At 72.0% G+C, this 21,534-nt stretch carries 16 protein-coding genes; 14 read left to right on the forward strand and 2 right to left on the reverse strand.

Annotation, left to right across the window (positions count from 1 at the left end):
• Positions 1 to 180: 180 nt before the first annotated feature.
• From AC3EUJ_RS17610 to AC3EUJ_RS17635, 6 genes are all read left to right on the forward strand, one after another.
• A complete protein-coding gene (locus AC3EUJ_RS17610) occupies positions 181 to 2,442 on the forward strand; it encodes a M4 family metallopeptidase (RefSeq protein ID WP_431962297.1) in 2,262 nt (753 codons plus the stop codon).
• Between the two features lie 294 nt (positions 2,443 to 2,736).
• Complete coding sequence (locus AC3EUJ_RS17615) at positions 2,737 to 3,597, forward strand: helix-turn-helix transcriptional regulator (protein ID WP_431962299.1); 861 nt, start codon at positions 2,737 to 2,739, stop codon at positions 3,595 to 3,597.
• A gap of 137 nt (positions 3,598 to 3,734) precedes the next feature.
• The gene (locus tag AC3EUJ_RS17620; protein ID WP_431962301.1) at positions 3,735 to 4,568 is read left to right on the forward strand and encodes an oxidoreductase; all 834 of its coding nucleotides are present in this window, start codon (positions 3,735 to 3,737) and stop codon (positions 4,566 to 4,568) included.
• 157 nt (positions 4,569 to 4,725) lie between these two features.
• A complete protein-coding gene (locus AC3EUJ_RS17625; RefSeq protein ID WP_431962303.1) occupies positions 4,726 to 5,661 on the forward strand; it encodes an NAD-dependent epimerase/dehydratase family protein in 936 nt (311 codons plus the stop codon).
• 77 nt (positions 5,662 to 5,738) lie between these two features.
• Complete coding sequence (locus AC3EUJ_RS17630; protein ID WP_431962305.1) at positions 5,739 to 6,614, forward strand: LysR family transcriptional regulator; 876 nt, start codon at positions 5,739 to 5,741, stop codon at positions 6,612 to 6,614.
• Positions 6,615 to 6,716: 102 nt separating this feature from the next.
• The gene (locus tag AC3EUJ_RS17635) at positions 6,717 to 7,070 is read left to right on the forward strand and encodes a WhiB family transcriptional regulator (RefSeq protein WP_431962307.1); all 354 of its coding nucleotides are present in this window, start codon (positions 6,717 to 6,719) and stop codon (positions 7,068 to 7,070) included.
• 29 nt (positions 7,071 to 7,099) lie between these two features.
• On the opposite strand, the gene AC3EUJ_RS17640 is transcribed toward AC3EUJ_RS17635, so the two are convergent.
• Positions 7,100 to 7,513, reverse strand: a complete 414-nt coding sequence (locus tag AC3EUJ_RS17640) for a nuclear transport factor 2 family protein (protein ID WP_431962309.1) — start codon at positions 7,511 to 7,513, stop codon at positions 7,100 to 7,102.
• 177 nt (positions 7,514 to 7,690) lie between these two features.
• On the reverse strand, positions 7,691 to 8,491 hold the full coding sequence (locus AC3EUJ_RS17645; RefSeq protein WP_431962311.1) for an alpha/beta fold hydrolase: 801 nt from the start codon (positions 8,489 to 8,491) through the stop codon (positions 7,691 to 7,693).
• Between the two features lie 250 nt (positions 8,492 to 8,741).
• Here AC3EUJ_RS17645 and AC3EUJ_RS17650 point away from each other — a divergent pair, with 250 nt between their 5' ends.
• The 8 genes from AC3EUJ_RS17650 (at position 8,742) to AC3EUJ_RS17685 (ending at position 21,515) form a co-directional block, all read left to right on the forward strand.
• Positions 8,742 to 9,923, forward strand: coding sequence for an ROK family protein (locus AC3EUJ_RS17650; RefSeq protein ID WP_431962353.1), 1,182 nt, complete (start codon positions 8,742 to 8,744; stop codon positions 9,921 to 9,923).
• Positions 9,924 to 10,216: 293 nt separating this feature from the next.
• Positions 10,217 to 11,398 carry an ROK family protein gene (locus AC3EUJ_RS17655; RefSeq protein ID WP_431962313.1) on the forward strand — a complete coding sequence of 394 codons (1,182 nt, stop codon included), beginning with the start codon at positions 10,217 to 10,219 and terminating at the stop codon, positions 11,396 to 11,398.
• A 100-nt stretch (positions 11,399 to 11,498) separates the two neighbouring features.
• On the forward strand, positions 11,499 to 13,043 hold the full coding sequence (locus AC3EUJ_RS17660; protein ID WP_431962315.1) for a sugar ABC transporter ATP-binding protein: 1,545 nt from the start codon (positions 11,499 to 11,501) through the stop codon (positions 13,041 to 13,043).
• Positions 13,040 to 14,077, forward strand: coding sequence for an ABC transporter permease (locus AC3EUJ_RS17665; RefSeq protein ID WP_431962317.1), 1,038 nt, complete (start codon positions 13,040 to 13,042; stop codon positions 14,075 to 14,077). The genes AC3EUJ_RS17660 and AC3EUJ_RS17665 overlap by 4 nt, the downstream gene beginning before the upstream one ends.
• Before the next feature lie 85 nt (positions 14,078 to 14,162).
• The gene (locus AC3EUJ_RS17670; protein ID WP_431962355.1) at positions 14,163 to 15,200 is read left to right on the forward strand and encodes a substrate-binding domain-containing protein; all 1,038 of its coding nucleotides are present in this window, start codon (positions 14,163 to 14,165) and stop codon (positions 15,198 to 15,200) included.
• A 49-nt stretch (positions 15,201 to 15,249) separates the two neighbouring features.
• On the forward strand, positions 15,250 to 16,464 hold the full coding sequence (locus tag AC3EUJ_RS17675) for a Gfo/Idh/MocA family protein (RefSeq protein ID WP_431962319.1): 1,215 nt from the start codon (positions 15,250 to 15,252) through the stop codon (positions 16,462 to 16,464).
• A 28-nt stretch (positions 16,465 to 16,492) separates the two neighbouring features.
• Entirely contained in the window at positions 16,493 to 17,497 is a 1,005-nt protein-coding gene (locus AC3EUJ_RS17680) for a sugar phosphate isomerase/epimerase family protein (protein WP_431962321.1), read from the forward strand.
• Between the two features lie 298 nt (positions 17,498 to 17,795).
• Positions 17,796 to 21,515 (forward strand): ThuA domain-containing protein, encoded by a 3,720-nt coding sequence (locus tag AC3EUJ_RS17685; RefSeq protein WP_431962323.1) that lies wholly within the window; start codon positions 17,796 to 17,798, stop codon positions 21,513 to 21,515.
• Positions 21,516 to 21,534: the final 19 nt, after the last annotated feature.

The raw sequence follows: 21,534 nt of genomic DNA on the forward strand, positions 1-21,534 counted from the left end.
CTTGCGGAGGCATTCTGGGCCTCCGATGTTCCCGTTCCCAGCGGCCGTTCGAACGGCCGGGCACAAGGAGCTTCACGAGTGACGAACCAACCCGCTGTCACGGGTGCCACTTCCCTGCCGAATCCCTCTCCCGACCGTCGTGCGCGTGGCGCACGCGGCCGTGTCACGGCGATCGCCGCCGTGACCCTGGCCGCCCTGCTCACCCCCCTCCTCCCGGCCACCGGCGCCGTCGCCGCGTCCGAGGGGGACGGGACGGCGCCGCGCAAGATCGTGGCGGACTCCCGGCCGGGGGCGCGCTCCCTCGCCCTTTCCACCGCGCAGCGCAAGCAGTTGCTCGAGGCGGCGTCCGACGGCCGGGTCACCGCCGCCCGCGCACTCCGGCTGGGCGACAAGGAGGCGCTGATACCCAAGGACGTCATCAAGGACGCCGACGGCACGGTGCACACACGCTACGAGCGCACGTACGCCGGGCTCCCCGTGGTCGGCGGGGACCTGGTGGTGCACGAGCGGGCCGGCGCACGCACCGTCAGCAAGGCCTCGTCCGCACGGGTCGCCGTGCCCAGCACGAAGGCCGCCGTCAGCGCCGCCACGGCGAAGAAGTCCGCCCTTGCCGCGGCCGAGAGCGAGCGCACCCGGAACCCGGCCGCGGACGGCGCCCCCCGTCTGGTCGTCTTCCTCGGCGACGGCAAGCCCACCCTTGCCTGGCAGTCCTTCGTCACCGGCACCCAGAAGGACGGGACCCCCAGCCGGCTGAACGTCGTCACCGACGCCGCGACCGGCAAGGAGCTCCAGAAAGTCGAGGAGATCCGCTCGGGCACCGGCAACAGCCAGTACAGCGGGCAGGTGCAGATCGGCACCGTCGACAACAACGGCCTCTACGAGCTGACCGACCCGGAGCGCGGCGGGCACAAGACGTACGACCTGACCGGCGTCGGCGGCAACGGCAACCTGGTCACCGACGACGACGACGTCTGGGGCGACGGGACGATCACCGACCGCCAGACCGCCGCCGTGGACGCGGCCTACGGCCAGCGGGAGACCTGGGACTTCTACAAGGAGCGCTTCGGCCGCAACGGCATCGCCGACAACGGTGTCGGAGCCTTCTCACGGGTGCACTACGGCGACAACTTCGCCAACGCCTTCTGGGACGACGGCTGCTTCTGCATGACGTACGGCGACGGCCGCGGCAATGAGCACCCGCTCACCGAACTCGACATCGCCGCCCACGAGATGACGCACGGCGTCACCTACGCCACCGCCAACCTCACCTACGCCGGGGAGTCCGGCGGCCTCAACGAGGCGACCAGCGACATCATGGCCACGGCCGTGGAGTTCTTCGCGGACAACCCCGCCGACGTCCCCGACTACATGATGGGCGAACTCGCCGACGTGCGTGGCACCGGCAAGCCGCTGCGCTACATGGACCAGCCGTCCAAGGACGCCGACCCCGTCAAGGGCACGTCGCTGGACTACTGGACGCCGCAGCTGAGGAAGGAGGACGTCCACCACAGCTCCGGCCCGGCGAACCACTTCTTCTACCTCCTCTCCGAGGGCAGCGGCAAGAAGACGATCAACGGCGTCGCCTACGACAGCCCCACCTACGACGGCCTCCCCGTCGCCCCCGTCGGCCTGCGCAACGCGACCGACATCTGGTACCGGGCCCTGACCACGTACATGACCAGCAGCACCGACTACGCCGGGGCGCGCACCGCCACCCTGCAGGCGGCCGCCGACCTGTTCGGGCAGGGCAGCGCCACCTACGAGGCGGTGGGCAACGCCTGGGCGGCGGTCAACGTCGGCGCCCGCTACGTCAACCACATCGCCGTCGTGACGCCCTCCACCCGGCCCGTGGCCGTCGGCCAGCCGATGAGCCGCCAGATCGAGGCGGTCGGCTCCAGCCCCGGACGGCTGGCCTACTCGGCGCACGGGCTGCCCAAGGGGCTGTCCATCAACGCGCGGACGGGCCTGATCAGCGGCACGCCGAAGAAGGCCGGCACTTTCAAGACGGCCATCACCGTCGAGAACACCGCCCAGCACAAGGCCAGGCGCACGGTGCGCTTCGAGTGGCCTGTCCTGGCCTCCGGCGGCAGCTTCTTCGTCAATCCCGCCCGCTACGACATCCCGAACTGGAAGACGATCGAGTCCCCGCTGATCGTGACCGGCCGCAAGGGCAACGCGCCCAGCGACCTCAAGGTGACCATCGACCTGGTCCACCCATGGGTGGGCGGCCAGATCGTCACCCTGGTCGGCGAGGACGGGACGGAGATCCCGGTGAAGCCCTGGTACTGGGACACCGGCGAGGGCGAGGTGCACGCCACGTACACCGTGGACGCCTCGGCGGTCCCCGCCAACGGCACCTGGAAGCTGCGGGTCACGGACAACACCCCCGGCATCTTCACCGTCGACCCCGGCTACCTCGACCGCTGGAGCCTGACCTTCTGACCGTCTGCCCCTCTGACCCCTGACCCCTGCGCAGCCGGTGCCGCCACGGCACCGGCTGCGCAGGGCGATGTCCGTCGCCGCCGAGCCGGACCCGCCCCGGCCTTCGACCCACCGGGCGAGTACGACCTCGGCCCGGGCCGGGAGCTCGCCAAGACGGCCCCGTCCGCCCTGGCACCGCGGGACGCCGGACCGGCCGACGCCGTCCCGCTCGCACGGGGCCTGCCGGAGGCACTGCCCCAAGGCCCCCGGCCGGCGGCGCTCCCGGTACCGTCCCGCAGCGTCGATAATCGACATATGAGTCAGCGGAACGCTTCGAACACCACGCTGGGTGACTTCCTGAGGGCGTGCCGTTCCCGGGTGAACCCCGAAGACGTGGGCCTGCCGGACGACGGGCGCCACCGCCGGGTCCCGGGGCTCCGGCGGGAGGAGCTGGCGCAGCTGGCGAACGTGAGCGTGGACTACGTGGTGCGCCTGGAGCAGGGCCGTACGGTGCACGTCTCGACGGCGGTGTTGGACTCGCTCGCGCGGGCGCTGCGCCTGCGGCCCGACGAGCGTGACTACCTGCTGCGGGTCGCCGCGGCCGGCGCGCAACGACCCGCCTCGGCGCCCGGCCGCATCCGGCCGCAGACGCAGACCCTGCTCAACGGGCTGCAGGAGTACCCGGCCCTGCTGCTGAGCCACCGGCTGGACGTACTGGGCTGGAACCCGCTGGGCGCGGCGCTGCTCACCGACTTCGCCGCCGTGCCGGAAGCGCAGCGCAACCTGGTGCGCATGGCGTTCCTGGCCCCGGCCTTCCGCGAGCTGTACGCCGACTGGCGAACCGTCGCCCGCGAGTGCGTCGCCTACCTCCGGATGGGCGCGGCGCGCGACCCGCAGGACCCGCGGCTCAAGGCCCTGGTCGAGGAACTCTCCGCCGCCGACGCTGACTTCCGCCGCTGGTGGACGGACCACCGGGTGCGGACCCGGGCCGCGGGCGAGAAGACCTTCCGGCACCCGGTGGCCGGCACCATGACGCTGGACTTCCAGAGCCTCGTCGTGGGCGACGACCCGGACCAGACCATCTTCGTCTACACCGCGCAGCCCGGCACCGCCGCCCACGAGGCGCTGCGCTTCCTGGCCACGTGGTCGGCGAGTCCCGCGGCCGTGCGCCCGTGACCGGATCCGACTGGTACTGCCGGTCCCAGGCAGGCGTCTCCTACGGTTGATCCTTCCCTGCCCCGCCCTTCGCCGCGGGTGGACGCTGGGACACGTCGACAGAACGACGCCCAGTGATCATGAGGAGCACATCACCAATGACGACGTGGTTCATCACCGGCGCATCCCGCGGGTTCGGCCTGGAAATCGCCCGGCAGGCCCTCGAGCGGGGCGACAACGTCGTGGCCACCGCCCGCAAGCCCCGCGCCGTGGAGGACGCGCTCGCGGCCCACGCCGACCGGCTGCTGGCCGTACCGCTCGACGTGAACGACGAGGAGCAGGCCCGGTCCGCCGTCGAGGCGGCGGTCGAGCGCTTCGGCACCATCGACGTCCTCGTCAACAACGCCGGCCGGGGCCTGCTCGGCGCGGTGGAGGAGACCAGCGACGCCGAGGCGCGCGCGGTGTTCGACACGAACGTCTTCGGACTGCTGACCGTGACCCGTGCCGTCCTGCCCGTCATGCGGGCCCGGCGCTCTGGACGGATCATCAACCTCAGCTCCGTCGGCGGGTTCGTCGGGTGGGCGGGCTGGGGCCTGTACTGCGCGACCAAGTTCTCCGTCGAGGCGGTGACCGAGTCGCTGCGGCTGGAACTCGCGCCGCTCGGCATCCAGGCGACCGCCATCGAGCCCGGCCCGTTCCGTACGGACTTCCTGGACTCCTCCTCCCTGCACCGCACCGAGCGGGTCATCGAGGACTACCAGGAGAGCGCGGGTGGCATGCGCGACTGGGCCGACGACAGCAACCACGCCCAGGACGGCGACCCGGTGAAGGCGGCGACCGCCATCATCACCGTCGCCGGGGCGGAGGCGATGCCGGCCCGGATCCCGCTGGGCAAGGCCAGCCTCGCCGACGTGGAGAACAAGCTCGCCGGAGTCGCCCGTGAGATCGGCGCGTGGCGGGACCTCGCCCTGTCCACCGACTTCACCTCGTGATCCGGACCGGTCCCGCGGCTGCGTGAAAGCCCCGGTTCCCCCGCCGCCATGGCGGGGGACCCCTGCCCCGGCCCGCTCAGCGCACGGTCCCCGCAGGAGCTCATCGACGCGGTCCTGCGCTGATACCCGGCGGGTATCACAGGGAGGGGAACAGGTCTTGGACGCGCCGCACGCCCCGCCCGAAGACTCGGAGGTGTCGCAGGACATCACGAGAAAGGCGAGCGCCATGAAGGTCTTCCTCACCGGAGGCTCCGGCTACATCGGGCGGGCCACCATCGAGGCCCTGGTGCGCCGGGGAATCCAGGTCGTCGCCCTGGCCCGCAGCGAGGACTCGGCCCGGGTCGTCCACGACCTCGGGGCCGTCCCCGTGGCGGGGGACCTGACCGAGACGCACGTGCTGCGGGCCGCCGCGCGCGCCGCCGACGGGGTCATCCACATGGGCCAGCACTACGGTCCCGACACCGCCGAGGTCGACCGCGCCGCCGCCGAGGCGCTGCAGGACGGCGCCGGGCCGCGCCCGTACGTGCACACCGGCGGGGTGTGGGTCTACGGCGACACCGACGGCGTGGCGGACGAGGACGCCCCGCTGTTCCCGCCGCGCATCACCGCCTGGCGGCTGGAGAACGAGAAGCGCGTCCTCGCCCGCGCCGCGACCGGCGAACGGCCGGTGGTGGTCATGCCCGGCCTGGTCCACGGCCGCTGCGGCGGCCTGGTCGACATGTTCTACGCGGCGCCGGGGCGGGAGACCGGCTCCGTGCCCTGCGTCGGCGACGGCGCCAACCACTGGTCGACCGTTCACGTCGACGACGTCGCCGAACTGTACGCGCTGGCCCTGAACGCCGCGCCCGGCTCGGTCTACGCCGGGGTCGGCGACCTCCACCCGACCCAGGCGGAGGTCGCCCACGCGGTGAGCCGGGCGATCGGCCGCCCCGGATCGGTCCGGCACCTGACCGAGGCGGAGGCCGAGGAGCGGATGGGCCCCATCGCGGAGGCCTTCGCCCTCGACCAGCGGCTCACCGGCGCCCGGGCCCGTCGTGAGCTGGGCTGGCAGCCCTCCCGGCTCGACCTGGCGGCCGACCTCGCCCGCCCCTGAGCCTTCCCGCTGAGAAGCGTGAGCCGGGCGGATACGCTCGGATATGTCCGCCCCCGTGAGGAGGCGAGGAGGGGTCCGTGGATCTGGATCTGCGCAAGCTGCGGTACTTCGTCGCGGTGGCCGAGGAACTGCACTTCGGGAGGGCGGCCGAACGCCTGCACATCGCGCAGCCCGTGCTGTCGCGGCAGATCAGGGCGCTGGAGAACGAGCTCAAGGTGCAGCTGTTCTCCCGCGACCGCCGCAACACCGAACTGACCCCGGCCGGCACGCAACTCCTCGCCGACGCGGGGCCGCTCCTGGCGGCCGCCGACGCCACCCGGCGCAGGGCCACCCGCGCGGCCCGGGGCCTCGCCTCCTTCACCGTGGGTTTCATGCCCGGACTGATCGTCACGGGTGCCGTGCGGGAGATCTCCCGCCGGCACCCGGACCTGTCGGTCGAGGTCGTCAGGACGAGCTGGGACGACCAGACGGAGGTGATCCGCGACGGACGCGTCGACGTCGGCTACGTCAGGATGCCCATCGACACCCGCGGCCTGGCCACCCGCAGCCTCCTCGCCGAACCCCGCGTCGCCGTCCTGCCGGCGGACCACCCCTACGCGGGCAAGCCCGCCCTCGGCATCGCGGACCTCGCCGACGAGCACCTCCTCCAGGACCCCGCCGCCGTGCCCGAGTGGCGCGACATCGCCCGGGAGATCGCCGACCCTCAGCGCCGGCCGGACGTCCCGGGATTCCGTTCCGTCGAGGAGAAGCTCGAGAGCGTGGCGGCGGGCCGCGGCGTCGTCGTGCTGCCGCTCTCCACCGCGACCTACTACACCCGCGCCGACATCGCCCACGTCGAGATCGAGGACATCGGCCCCAACCGGGTGTTCCTGGCGTGGGACGGCAGCCGGCACGACCCGCTGATCGAGGAGTTCGCCGGCATCGCGGTCGCCTGCGCCGACTCGTCCGCCTGACCGCTGAACGGTTTGCGTGCGCGGTCCGTACAGAGGGCGCGGGCACGAGAGGAGAAGCCCCGCGCGACTGCGCGACGGGGCGGCGGAGCGGGAGATACGCGGATGAAGCTTGACGTGGTGGGGGAGCCGGGGCCGACGGGCGCTGCCGGCGAGGGCGACGTCTGGGTGGAGAACTGGGGAGCGCAGGCCGTGTGCCGGATGGAGGACCCGGACGTGCTGTTCGTCCAGGGGGCCGCCCAGAAGCGCGTCAAGGCCGTGTGCGGCGGCTGCCCCGTGCGCACCGAGTGCCTGGCCGACGCCCTCGACAACCGCATCGAGTTCGGGATCTGGGGCGGTATGACGGAGCGTGAGCGACGCGCCCTGCTACGCCGCCGCCCCACCATCACCTCCTGGCGCGCCCTGCTGCGGACGGCGCGTCAGGCCTACGAGCGGGGCCCGCAGCAGGCCTCGGCCTGAGTATCAGCCACCAGGCACAGGCCCGGCGGTCAGCGGCCGACCGGGCCCTCCGGGCCCAGGGGGTCATCGCCGTACGCGTCGAATCCGACGATCCTGCCCGCCTCGACCGTGAAGACGTGGACGATCGCGGAGTCGAAGGGCCGGGCGGCCCCGCCTCCCGTGCCCTGCGTCCGTCCCACGGGGACGACCTGGCCGCCCGCCTCGAAGAGCCGAGCGGTCTCGATGCGGCTCTCGATCAGGTGGAACGCCTTCTTGAAGAACGCCGCGAAACCGGCGAGTCCGGGGTCCGTGCCGCCACAGGGCAGCGCCTCCGTCACCCGGATCCGCAGGCCCGGGGAGGCGATGGCCGCCAACGTGGTGCGGTCGGACCGCAGCATGGCGTCGTACATCGCCCCGGCGACCTCCTGTGGGGCCGCGCTCCCGGATCCGGGTGCCTCGGGCATGGCGATCTCCTGAGATGATTCAACGATTAACTGTTGGGAAGGTTGTCGGATCGTAGGCGAGCATAGGGGAGTCGAGGGCCCGCTCGCCGGGGTGTCCACCAAGGCGGGACCCGCATCCCTTCTTTTCGCGCGGACGGCCGGCCCACCCGGGCGCCCGCTCCCGTCATGCGGGCGGCGTCACCCGAGCCCGTCGAGGAAGGCGGTCATCGCCTGGCGCAGCGCGTCCGGACGCTCCAAGTGGAGGTCGTGGCCCGTCCCGGGAACGCCGACGGCCACCGCCCGCGGCTGCCGGCGGCACATCTCCCGTGCCTCGTCGGCGCCGATGATCCCCTTCTCGGCGAGCACGACCAGCGTCGGGCACCGCAGCGCGTCCCACTCCTCCCAGAAGGCGCGCTCCGCGTTCTCCCGCAGGGAGGCCACCATGACGTCACGGTCGAAGCGCGGCCACCAGCCGTCGTCGCGCCGCTCCAGGCCCTCCGCCCAGCCCCTGCCGACCGGCCCGCCGCCGAGGAACGCGGCGGCGGACTCCACCGAGGGGAAGGGCACCGGCCAGGAGTCCAGCCACGCCCCGATGTCCGCGGGAACTCCCGGGTTCGGGCCGCCGGGTCCCGCCTCGACCAGCACCAGGGCGCGGACCAGATCCGGGCGGGCCGCGGCCGTCAGCATCGCGGTGTGGCCGCCGAGCGACTGGCCCACCAGGATCACCGGCCCGGTGCCCAGCTCCGTGATGACGGCCGCGGCGTCGTCCACGTAGGCCGCGCGGGAGACGTCCCCAGGGCGCCGCTCGGAGGCGCCGTGCCCCCGCTGGTCCACGGCTACCACGTGATGACGGGCTTTCAGCCACCGCGCGGTGTCGTCCCACTCGCCCGCGTGGCCGGCCAGGCCGTGCAGCAGGACCACCGACGGCCCCGGACCCGGCCGGTCCCGGCACTCCAGCCGCACGCCGTCGCGGACCACCGTCAAGCGGGACCACGTCATCACGAACCCCTGTCCCCCGGCGCGCAGAGCCCGCGCCGCGTGCTGTCGTTCCGCACCCTGCCGGACGCCGCGGGCGCCCGCAAACGGCGCCCCGCCGGTCGCCCGGAGAAGCGGCCTCCGGGTGTCTTTCGGCGGTTTCTTCCCGGCCGCCGACCCCGGTGGTACGGTCCCGTCCAGTCGTGGCCCCGCCCGGAGGGTGACGAGAGGCACCCGAGGGTGACCGGCGAGGAAGAGGCGCGACGTGAGACGGATGACTGCCCGGCCGGCGAACGGGCACCAGGCGAGGGTGCTGCGCCTGCTGCGCGATGCGGGCCCGCAGTCGCGGGCCGTGCTCGGCGACCAGGTGGAGCTCTCCCGGTCGAAACTGGCGGTCGAGGTCGACCGCCTCCTGGAGACTGGTCTCGTGGTCCCCGACGGACTCGCCGCCTCCCGCGGCGGACGGCCCTCGCACAACGTGCGCCTCGCCCCCTCGCTGCGCTTTCTCGGGGTGGACATCGGCGCCACCTCGGTCGACGTGGCGGTCACCAACGCCGAGCTGGAGGTGCTCGGCCACCGTACCGTGCCGTTCGACGTGCGCGAGGGTCCGGTCGCCGTGTTCGAGCAGGTGCTGGTGATGGCGGCCGAACTGCGCGCCGCCGGCACCGCGGAGAGCTTCGACGGCGCGGGGATCGGGGTGCCCGGGCCGGTGCGGTTCCCCGACGGCGTGCCGGTCGCCCCGCCGATCATGCCCGGCTGGGACGGGTTCCCGGTCCGGGAGGCCATGAGCCAGGAACTCGGCTGTCCCGTCCTGGTCGACAACGACGTGAACCTCATGGCGCTGGGGGAGCAGCATGCCGGGGTCGCCCGTTCGGTGCGGGACTTCCTCTTCGTCAAGATCGGGACCGGCATCGGATGCGGCATCGTCGTGGGTGGGCAGGTCTACCGCGGGGTCAACGGCAGCGCCGGCGACATCGGGCACATCCAGGTGGTCCCGGGCGGAATCTCCTGCGCCTGCGGCAACCACGGCTGTCTCGAGGCCTACTTCGGCGGGAGCGCCCTGGCCCGGGACGCCGCCGCCACGGCCGCCGCCGGGGATTCGGCGGCGCTCGCCGCCCGGCTGGCCTCGGCGGGGACGCTCACCGCCGCCGACGTGGCGGGCGCCGCGGCGGGCGGGGACGGCGCGGCCCTCGACCTCATCCGGCAGGGCGGCAACCGCACGGGCCAGGTCATCGCCGGCCTGGTGAGCTTCTTCAACCCCGGACTCGTCGTGATCGGCGGTGGGCTCACCGGTCTGGGGCACACCCTCCTGGCCAGTATCCGCAGCCAGGTGTACGGGCAGTCGCTGCCGCTGGCGACCGGCAACCTGCCGATCGTCCTCAGTGAACTCGGCCCGACCGCGGGCGTGGTCGGGGCCACCCGCCTGATCAGCGACCACGTCTTCTCGCCGGTGTGAGCCGCGGCGGGAACCGCCCTCCGGTGCGGCCCCGTTCCACCGCCCTTCACTCCGAGGTCCCCCTCCGTTCCGGATCGGGCGTGCCTGCATCCCCCGTCCGGCGGGAGAGTTGACCTCCCTCCAGACTTTGTCCTGGAACCGGAAAAAGACCTCGGTGATTCCTGCGCAACTTCTTCCCCCACCAGGCGGGCGCTGCTACTTTCCCATCGAAAGCCTGACGGAGCGGGACCGGTTCACGCCGGTCCGGTATCCCCATGCCGACGGCCGGGGGAGGTGAGGGGCACGTGAGACGCATGACAGCTCGACCCGCCAACGGGCATCAGGCGCGGCTGCTGCGGCTGCTCCGTGACGGCGGACCCAACTCCCGTGCCCAGATGGGGGACCAGATCGACCTGTCCCGTTCCAAGCTGGCCGTCGAGGTCGACCGGCTGCTGGAGACGGGTCTGGTCGTCGCGGACGGCCTGGCCGCCTCACGCGGCGGACGGCGCTCGCACAACATCAGGCTCGCCCCGGGTCTGCGCTTCCTCGGCGTCGACATCGGCGCCACCTCGGTCGACGTCGCCGTCACCAACGCTGAACTGGAGGTGCTCGGCCACCTCAACCACCCGATGGACGTCCGTGAGGGACCGGTCGCCGTATTCGAGCGGATCCTCGAAATGGCCGCCAAACTCAGGGCCGCCGGCCTCGCCGAGGGCTTCGACGGTGCGGGCATCGGGGTGCCGGGGCCGGTGCGCTTCCCCGAGGGCGTCCCCGTTGCACCGCCGATCATGCCGGGCTGGGACGGCTTCCCGGTCCGCGAGGCGCTCAGCCAGGAACTGGGCTGCCCCGTCATGGTCGACAACGACGTGAACCTGATGGCCATGGGGGAGCAGCACGCCGGGGTCGCCCGATCCGTCGGCGACTTCCTGTGCGTCAAGATCGGCACCGGCATCGGCTGCGGCATCGTCGTCGGCGGTGAGGTGCACCGCGGTGTGACGGGCAGCGCGGGCGACATCGGCCACATCCGGGTCGAGGCCGACGGACGCGCCTGCGCCTGTGGCAACAAGGGCTGCCTGGAAGCCCACTTCAGCGGCGCCGCGCTCGCCCAGGACGCCCTGGAGGCGGCCAGGTCGGGGCGGTCCTCCGCCCTCGCGGCCCGGCTCGGGGCGGCAGGGCAGCTGTCCGCCGTCGACGTCGCCGCGGCGGCCGCGGTCGGTGACGCGGCGGCACTGGAACTCATCCGCGAGGGGGGCAACCGCGTCGGCCAGGTCATCGCCGGCCTGGTGAGCTTCTTCAACCCCGCACTGGTCGTGATCGGCGGCGGCGTCACCGGCCTCGGCCACACGCTGCTCGCCAGCATCCGCAGCCAGGTCTACCGCCAGTCGCTGCCACTGGCGACCGGCAACCTGCCCATCGTCCTGGGTGAACTGGGCCCCACCGCCGGCGTGATCGGCGCGGCCCGGCTCATCAGCGACCACGTGTTCTCCCCGGCCTGACCCCCACCGGCCAAGCGCTCCACCGGTACCACGGCACCACCGGCTCCACCCGCACGCTCCGCACGCGCACGTGTCACCCGCACCCGCCGAGGGGATCGTCATGGCACCTGAACCACCGGCACCGCCGCCCCCGACAGCAGCCCCGCTGCTCACCATGTCCGGCATCACCAAGTCCTTCCCCGGCGTCCGTGCCCTGGACGGCGTCGACCTGGACGTCCAGGCCGGCGAGGTGCACTGCCTCCTCGGCCAGAACGGCGCGGGGAAGTCCACCCTCATCAAGGTGCTCGCCGGGGCGCACCAGCCCGACGGCGGGGAGATCACCTGGCGCGGGGAGCCGGTGTCGCTGAAGTCGCCGATCGCCGCCATGCGGCTCGGCATCGCCACCATCTACCAGGAACTCGATCTGGTCCAGGGGCTGTCCGTGGCCGAGAACGTGTTCCTCGGCCACGAACCGACCACCGCGGGCTTCGTCGTGCGGGGACGCGACGCCCGCCGCGGGGCCGCCGTCCTGCTGCGCCGGCTCGGCCATCCCGAGATCGACCCCGCCCGCCGCGTCGGGGACCTCTCGGCCGCCCAGCAGCAGATCGTCTCGATGGCCCGGGCGCTCTCCCACGACGTGCGCCTCATCGTCATGGACGAGCCGTCCGCCGCGCTGGATCCCGAGGAGACCGACAACCTCCTGCGCATCGTCGGGCAACTGACCGCCGACGGCGTCGCGGTCGTCTACATCTCCCACCGGCTGGAGGAGATCCGCCGCGTCGGCGACCGGGTCACCGTCCTGAAGGACGGCCGCGCGGTCGCCGGCGGGCTCCCCGCCAAGTCCATGCCCACGCGGGAGATCGTGGCGCTCATGACGGGCCGTGACGTCGAGTACGTCTTCCCGCCGCGCCCCGCGGGACCGCGCTCCGGCGACCCCGTCCTGCGGGTCGAAGGGATCGCCAGGGAAGGCGAGTTCGCCGCGGTCGACCTGGAGGTGCGCCCGGGCGAGATCGTCGGGCTCGCGGGGCTCGTGGGCTCTGGACGGTCGGAGATCCTCGAGACGCTCTACGGCGCCAGGAAGCCCACCGCCGGCCGGGTCACCATGGACGGCCGCCCCCTCAAGCCCGGCAGCGTCCGCTCGGCCGTCCGCGCAGGACTGGGGCTGGCACCGGAGGAGCGCAAGGCGCAGGCACTGCTGATGCTGGAGTCCGTCACGCGCAACGTGTCGGTGTCCACCCTCTCCCGCTTCTCCCGGGCCGGCTGGCTCGACCGCAGGGAGGAACGGCGGGCCGCCCGGGAGTCCACCCGGTCGCTGTCACTGCGGCCGGACAACCCCGACGCCCCGGTGCGCACGCTGTCCGGGGGCAACCAGCAGAAGGCCGTCCTGGCCCGCTGGCTGCTGCGCGGCTGCCGCGTCCTGCTGCTCGACGAGCCGACCCGCGGCGTCGACGTGGGCGCCCGCGCCGAGCTGTACGCGGTGATCCGCCGGCTCGCCGACGACGGGCTCGCCGTACTGCTCGTCTCCAGCGAGGTCCCCGAGGTCCTGGGACTCGCGGACCGGGTGCTGGTGCTCCGCGAGGGACGCGTCGTGCACGCGGCGCCCGCGACGGAGCTGGACGAACACCGCGTACTCGACCTTGTCATGGAAGGGAGCCCGAGCCGATGACGCAGCCCGCTTCCGAGGCCCCGCAGGCACCGACGCCGCCCGCGGACGCGCCCCCCGTCACGAAGGGCGGCGGCCGGCGTCCGGCGCTGGGGTTCCACGCCGACATCCGCAACCTGTCCCTGCTCGGCGTCCTCGCCGCCCTCGTCCTCGTCGGGGGCATCACGCAGCCCGACGCCTTCCTGGACGTCTCCAACCTCCAACTGGTGCTCACCCAGGCCTCCGTCATCGGTGTCGTCACCGTCGGCATGACCTTCGTGATCACCAGCGGCGGCATCGACCTGTCCGTCGGTGCGATCGTCGCGTTGTCCTCCGTATGGGCGACGACCCTCGCCACCCAGGAGTACGGCTTCGTCGGCATCCTGTTCACGGCGATCGCCGTCGGTGTCGGCTGCGGGCTGGTCAACGGGGTGCTCATCGCCTACGGCGGCATGGTGCCGTTCATCGCGACCCTCGCGATGCTCGCCTCGGCACGCGGGCTCGCCCTGCAGATCACCGACGGCAAGACGCAGATCGTCACCGTGACCTCGGTGCTCGACCTCGGCATCCCCGACGCCTACGTCCTCGGAATCCCGCCGCTGGTGCTGGTCTTCGCCGCGGTCACCGTCATCGGCTGGCTGGTGCTGAACAGGACGACCTTCGGGCGCAGGACCGTGGCCGTCGGCGGCAACGCGGAGGCCGCCCGCCTGGCCGGCATCGACGTCCGCCGGCAGCGGCTCTACCTCTACCTGCTGTCCGGGCTGTGCTGCGGCATCGCGGCCTTCCTGCTGATCATCCTGTCCGGCTCGGGCCAGAACACCAACGGCAACCTCTACGAACTCGACGCCATCGCCGCGGCGATCATCGGCGGCACGCTGCTCAACGGCGGCCGCGGCACGATCGTCGGCTCAGTCCTGGGCGTGCTGGTGTTCACCACCATCCAGAACATCTTCGCCCTCAACAACCTGGAGAGCGCCGTCCAGGAGATCGCCAAGGGAGCGATCATCGTGGCCGCCGTCCTGGTCCAGCGCAGCACCGTGCGCAACGGCGACGGCTGACCCAGCCCGTCGCCCCCGCTCCACCCGACAACCGGCACGCGCCCCGCACCGCCCTATCCCGGAGGGTTTCACCGTCATGCCACGAATCCCGGTCACCAGCCGCAGAGGACTCCTCTTCGGCGCCGCCGCCGTCTCCGCCGGAGCGGCCCTCACCGCCTGCACCAGCAACGAGCCGAAGAAGGCCGGTGCGGCCGCCACCACGGCGGCGGCCGCCGACGACAAGCCCGGCACGCCGGTCACGATCGGCTTCGCCGGCCCGCAGGCGGACCACGGCTGGCTCAACGCCATCAACCAGAACGCCAAGGACCGTGCCGCGAAGTACTCCGAGGTGACGCTGGAGATCACCGAGGGCTCCAACGACACCGCCGCCCAGATCGGACAGATCCAGACGTTGATCAACAAGAAGGTCGACGTCCTGGTCATCCTGCCGGCCGACGGCAAGGCCCTCACCCAGGTCGGCCTGCAGGCCATGAAGGCCGGCATCCCGGTGATCAACCTGGACCGGATCTTCGCCTCCCCGCAGGCGTACCGCTGCTGGATCGGCGGCGACAACTACGGCATGGGGCTCAACGCCGGCCGCTACATCGGCGAGCAGCTCAAGGACAAGCCGGACGCCAAGGTCGTCGAGCTCGCCGGCATCGACAACCTGGAGCTGACCCGGCAGCGCACCCAGGGCTTCGACGACGCCCTGAAGAACTACCCCAACATCAAGAAGGTGGCCCGGCAGGCCGCCGAGTTCACCGTCGAGACCGGCCAGGCCAAGATGGCCCAGCTGCTGCAGGCGCAGAAGCAGTTCGACGCGCTGTGGAACCACGACGACGACCAGGGCGTCGGCGCCCTGCGCGCCATCGCGCAGGCGGGCCGCGACGAGTTCTTCATGGTCGGCGGCGCCGGTTCCAAGTCGGCGATGGACGCCATCAAGGCCGACAACGGCGTGCTGAAGGCGACCGTCCTCTACCCGCCCACCATGGCCGCCTCCGCCATCGACCTGGCCCGTGCGCTCGGCCAGAAGAAGGGCGTCGGCGGGTTGTCGGAGCTGGAGATCCCCGCGTCGATCACCCTTTACTCGGCTGTCGTCACCAAGGAGAACGTCGACGAGTACCTGCCGACGGGCTTCATCTGACAGATACGCCCCGCCCGTCCGAACCGAGCAACCGACGAGGAGCAACGGCATGGCTGATATGGCCGGCAACCAAGACAGTGACGCGGGGGCCGCTTCGCCGGCGCTCGGTATCGGCATGGTCGGCTACGCCTTCATGGGCGCCACCCACTCCCACGCGTGGCGCACCGTCGGCCGCGTGTTCGACCTGCCGATGAGGCCCGTCCTGGCCGCGATCGGCGGCCGGGACGAGAGTGCCGTCCGAGCCGCGGCCGCCCGGCACGGCTGGGCCGCCGCGGAGACGGACTGGCGGGCCCTGGTGGACCGGGACGATGTCCAGCTGGTGGACGTGTGCACCCCCGGTGACAGCCACGCCGAGATCGCCGTCGCGGCGCTCGAGGCGGGCAAGCACGTCCTGTGCGAGAAGCCGCTGGCCAATTCGGTCGCCGAGGCCGAGACCATGGCCGCGGCGGCCGAACGGGCGGCCGCCCGCGGCCAGGTGGCCATGGTCGGCTTCAACTACCGGCGGGTGCCCGCGGTCGCCTACGCCCGGCGGCTCATCGCGGACGGGAGGGTCGGCACGATCCGCCACGTGCGGGTGACCTACCTCCAGGACTGGCTCGTCGACCCGGAGTTCCCACTGACCTGGCGGCTGAAGCGCGAGTACGCGGGCTCGGGGGCACTGGGCGACCTCGGCGCGCACGCCGTCGACCTCGCGCAGTACCTGGTGGGGGAGCTCCTGGTGGGTGTCTCGGCGCTCACCGAGACCTTCGTACGGGAGCGGCCCGAGCTGGCCGGCGCGTCGTCGGGGCTGTCGGGCTCCGGGAGCGGGCGGCGCGGGCCGGTCACGGTCGACGACGCTGCGCTGTTCACCGGGCGGCTCGCCTCGGGGGCGCTCGCCTCGTTCGAGGCCACCCGCATGGCGTCGGGGCGCAAGAACGCCCTGCGGCTGGAGATCAACGGCGAGCGCGGCTCGCTCGCCTTCGACCTGGAGCGGCTGAACGAGCTGTCGTTCCACGACCACACCGAGCCCGCCGAGTCGGCCGGTTTCCGGCGGATCCTGGTGACCGAGCCGGGCCATCCGTACCTGGAGGCGTGGTGGCCGCCGGGCCACGCGCTCGGTTACGAGCACACCTTCACCCACCAGGCGCGCGATCTCGTCGCCGGCATCGCCGAGGGGGTCGCCCCGGCGCCGTCGTTCGCCGACGGCCTACAGGTGCAGCGCGTCCTGGCGGCGGTGGAGGAGAGCGCCGAGAAGAACGCCGTCTACACCCCCGTCACCACCTGACCACGCCCGCATCGAGGAGGACCTCGCCGTGCCACGACCCTTCACCCTCTTCACCGGCCAGTGGGCCGACCTGCCCCTGGAGGAGGTCTGCCGCCTTGCCCGCGACTTCGGTTACGACGGGCTCGAACTCGCCTGCTGGGGAGATCACTTCGAGGTCGACAAGGCCCTCGCCGACCCCTCGTACCTGGACGGGCGGCGGGCACTGCTCGACAAGTACGGCCTGAAGTGCTGGGCGGTCTCCAACCATCTGGTCGGCCAGGCCGTCTGCGACAACCCGATCGACGAGCGCCACAAGGGGATCCTGCCCGCCCGGATCTGGGGCGACGGTGAGCCGGAGGGTGTCCGGCAGCGAGCCGCGCGCGAGCTGGCCGACACCGCGCGCGCCGCGGCGGCGTTCGGGGTGCGCACCGTCATCGGCTTCACCGGCTCGTCGATCTGGCACCTGGTCGCCATGTTCCCGCCGGTCCCGGAGCGGATGATCGAGCGCGGCTTCGAGGACTTCGCCGAGCGGTGGAACCCGATTCTGGACGTCTTCGACGCCGAAGGGGTCCGTTTCGCCCACGAGGTCCACCCGGCCGAGATCGCCTACGACTACTGGACCACGCACCGCGCGCTGGAGGCCGTCGGCCACCGGCCGGCCTTCGGGCTGAACTTCGACCCGAGCCACTTCGTGTGGCAGGACCTCGACCCCGTCGGGTTCCTGTGGGACTTCAAGGACCGCGTCTACCACGTCGACTGCAAGGAGGCCCGCAAGCGCCTGGACGGCCGCAACGGGCGCCTGGGCTCCCACCTGCCGTGGGGCGACCCGCGGCGCGGCTGGGACTTCGTCTCGGCCGGGCACGGCGACGTGCCGTGGGAGGACGTCTTCCGGATGCTCCGCTCGATCGGATACGACGGCCCGATCTCGGTCGAGTGGGAGGACGCCGGTATGGACCGCCTCGCCGGTGCGCCGGAAGCGCTTTCCCTCCTGAAGCGGTACGACTTCGACCCGCCGGCGGCCTCCTTCGACGCCGCGTTCGGAGGCAGCGACTAGGGCATCACCACAGGTCAAAGCCGATAGTCCGCAGCCCGGCGGCCACCGCCGCCGGGCCTGTCGGGCTGCCCGGGAACGTCTTTGTCCTGATGCTGGAGAAAGTTCAACTTATCTGCCGCACAAGGGCTTTCGGTCCCGGACGAACCCGGCTAACGTCCCTGAGGTGTACAGGACACGGGCCTGAAACACGAGGCCGGTCCTGACGCGGCACCCCCGACCAGCGTGACGGCGCACGCCGGTCCCCGGATCTTCCGCACGGCAGCTGCATCCGCCCGTACGACCTTCCCGGAGGACACACGTGCACAGAAAACGGCCCGGAACGTCCAGAACCCGATTCCGGCAGTCACTCGCGCTCCTCACCGGCGGCCTCCTCGCCGCCACGTCCCTCGTCCTCTCCGCCCCCGCGGGCGCCTCGGCCCAGCCCCTCGACTCGGAGCCCGCGGCCGCGGCGGCGGAGGAGTTCCAGCAGGTCACCCTCGCCAAGGGGGAGCCTGAGACCGGCGAGCCCATGTCGCTCGCGGTCCTGCCCGACCGCAGCGTGCTGCACACCTCGCGCGACGGCGAGCTGCGCAGGACCGACGCCGCCGGCAACACCACCGTGATCGGAACCGTCCCCGTCTACACGCACGACGAGGAGGGCCTCCAAGGCGTCGGTATCGACCCGGACTTCAGCGAGAACCGGGCGATCTTCCTCTACTACGCGCCACCGCTCGACACCCCCGCGGGCGACGCCCCCGATCAGGGGACCGCCGCCGACTTCGCCAAGTTCGACGGCGTCAACCGGCTCTCGCGGTTCACGCTCAAGGCTGACTGGACCCTCGACCTCGGCAGCGAGAAGAAGGTCCTCGACGTCGCCACCACCCGCGGCATCTGCTGCCACGTCGGCGGTGACATCGACTTCGACGCCCAGGGCAACCTGTACCTGTCGACCGGCGACGACTCCAACCCCTTCGCCTCCGACGGCTACGCGCCCATCGACGACCGCCCGGGCCGCAACCCCGCCTACGACGCGCGCCGCACCTCCGGCAACACCAACGACCTGCGCGGCAAGCTGCTGCGGATCAAGGTCGCCGACGACGGGACGTACACGATCCCCGAGGGCAACCTCTTCGCCCCGGGCACGGACAAGACCCGGCCCGAGATCTACGCCATGGGCTTCCGCAACCCGTTCCGCTTCAGCGTCGACAAGAAGACCGGCATCGCCTACGTCGGCGACTACGGTCCCGACGCCGGCGCGGCCGACCCCACGCGCGGCCCCGGCGGCCAGGTCGAGTTCGCCCGTGTGACGAAGGCCGGCAACTTCGGCTGGCCCTTCTGCACCGGCGACAACGACCCGTACGTCGACTACGACTTCGCGACCGGGCAGTCCGGGGAGACCTTCGACTGCGCGGCGCCGAAGAACGACTCGCCGTACAACACGGGCCTGACCGACCTGCCGCCCGCGCAGGCCGCGTGGATCCCCTACGACGGCGGCTCCGTGCCCGAGTTCGGTACCGGTTCCGAGTCCCCGATGGGCGGCCCGGTCTACCGGTACGACCCCGAGCTGGACTCCCCGGTGAAGTTCCCCGAGGCATACGACGGCGACTTCTTCGCGGGTGAGTTCGGGCGCCGCTGGATCAAGCGCATCGAGCAGGGCGAGGACGGCACCGTCCAGTCCATCAACGACGTCCCGTGGACCGGGACGCAGATCATGGACATGGCCTTCGGCCCGGACGGCGCGCTGTACGTCCTCGACTACGGCACCGCATGGTTCGGCGGTGACGAGCACTCCGCGCTCTACCGGATCGAGAACGCCACCGACGGCCGCTCCCCGAGCGCCGAGGCGTCCGCGAACAAGACCTCGGGCGCCGCGCCGCTGAAGGTCACCTTCTCCTCGGCCGGCACCACCGACCCCGACGGCGACACGCTCGCCTACAGCTGGGACTTCGGTGACGGCGGCACCTCCACCGCGGCGAACCCCGCGCACACCTACCGCACGAACGGCACCTACACCGCCACCCTCACCGTGAAGGACCCGACCGGGCGCACCGCGAACGCGAGCGTCCGAGTGGTCGTCGGCAACACCGCGCCCAAGGTCACCCTGGATCTGCCCGCCGAAGGGGCCCTGTTCAGCTTCGGCGACGAGATCCCCTTCAAGGCGACGGTCACCGACCCCGAGGACGGGACCATCGACTGCTCCAAGGTCAAGGTCACCTACGTTCTCGGCCACGACAGCCACGGCCACCCCGTGACCTCCGTCAACGGCTGCTCCGGCACCATCAAGACCTCCGCCGACGGCGGCCACGACCCCAACGCCAACATCTTCGGCGTCATCGACGCCGAGTACACCGACGGCGGGGGCGGCGGCCAGGAGGCGCTCGCCGGCCACGACCAGGCGCAGCTGCAGCCGCGCCACCGGCAGGCCGAGCACTTCACCGCCTCGTCCGGCGTCGACCTCTTCGACAAGGCCGAGGCCCACGGCGGCCGCACCGTCGGCAACATCGACAACGGTGACTGGATCTCCTTCAAGCCCTACAACCTCACCGGTTCCGTCCGGCTGACCGCCCGGGTCTCCTCCGGTGGCTCCGGCGGTTTCCTCGAGGTGCGCACCGGCTCGGCGACCGGCCCGATCCTGGGCTCCGCCCCCGTCCCGGTGACCGGCAGCTGGGAGACCTTCCAGGAGATCGACGTACCGCTGCGCGCCGTGCCGAAGAAGACCACCGAGCTCTTCCTGGTCTTCAAGGGCGGCTCCGGAGCGCTCTACGACGTCGACGACTTCGAGCTCTCCGACGTCCCGGCCGACCGCGCCGCCAAGCGGGTCCTGGTCTTCTCCCGGACCGCCGGGTTCCGCCACGACTCCATCCCCACCGGCGTCGCCGCGCTGAAGGAGCTCGGTGCCACCGCGAACATCACCGTCGACGCCACCGAGGAGCCGAAGCAGTTCACCACGAACAACCTGGCCCGCTACGACGCGGTGGTCTTCCTGTCGACCACCGGTGACGTCCTCAACGCCGACCAGCAGCAGGCGTTCGAGAACTACGTCAAGGGCGGAGGCGCCTACATGGGCGTCCACGCCGCCGCCGACACCGAGTACGACTGGCCCTTCTACGGCGGTCTGGTCGGCGCCTACTTCCAGTCGCACCCGCAGATCCAGAAGGCCACCGTCCGCGCCGAGGACCACGACCACCCGGCCACCGCGCACCTCGACGAGGCCGGCTGGGAGCGCACCGACGAGTGGTACAACTACCGCAGCAACCCGCGCGGTCAGGCCCGCATCCTCGCCACCCTGGACGAGACCACCTACCAGGGCGGCACGATGAAGGGCGACCACCCCATCGCGTGGTGCCAGACCTACGAGTCCGGCCGCTCCTTCTACACCGGTGGCGGCCACACCAAGGAGTCCTACGCCGAGCCGGCCTTCCGCCAGCACCTCCTGGGCGGGCTGCGCTACGCCGTCGGTCAGGTCAAGGCCGACTGCAAGCCGCAGACGGGCTACCGCGACCTGTTCAACGGGCACACCCTGGAGGGCTGGAAGCAGGCGGGCCCCGGCAAGTTCAACGTCGTCGACGGTGAACTGCACACCGAGGGCGGCATGGGCCTGCTGTGGTACCAGGCCAAGCAGTTCGGCGCGTACTCGCTGAAGCTCGACTGGAAGATGGACGGCGACGACAACTCCGGTGTCTTCGTGGGCTTCCCGGCCTCCGACGACCCCTGGTCCGCGGTGGACAACGGCTACGAGGTCCAGATCGACGCCTCGGACGCCCCCGACCGGACCACCGGCTCCGTCTACAGCTTCAAGTCGGCCAACCTCAAGGCGCGCGACCAGGTGCTGCGTCCCCCGGGCCAGTGGAACAGCTACGAGATCAAGGTCCAGGGTGAGCGGCTCCAGGTCTTCCTCAACGGAGTCAAGATCAACGACTTCACCAACACCGACCCGGTCCGCAGCCTGAAGGACGGCTACATCGGCCTGCAGAACCACGGGGCCGACGACCAGGTGTCCTTCCGGAACATCCAGATCAAGGAACTGCCCTCCTCGTAGGGCGGTCCCTGCCGGCACC

The sequence above is a fragment of the Actinacidiphila sp. bgisy160 genome (assembly GCF_057707815.1).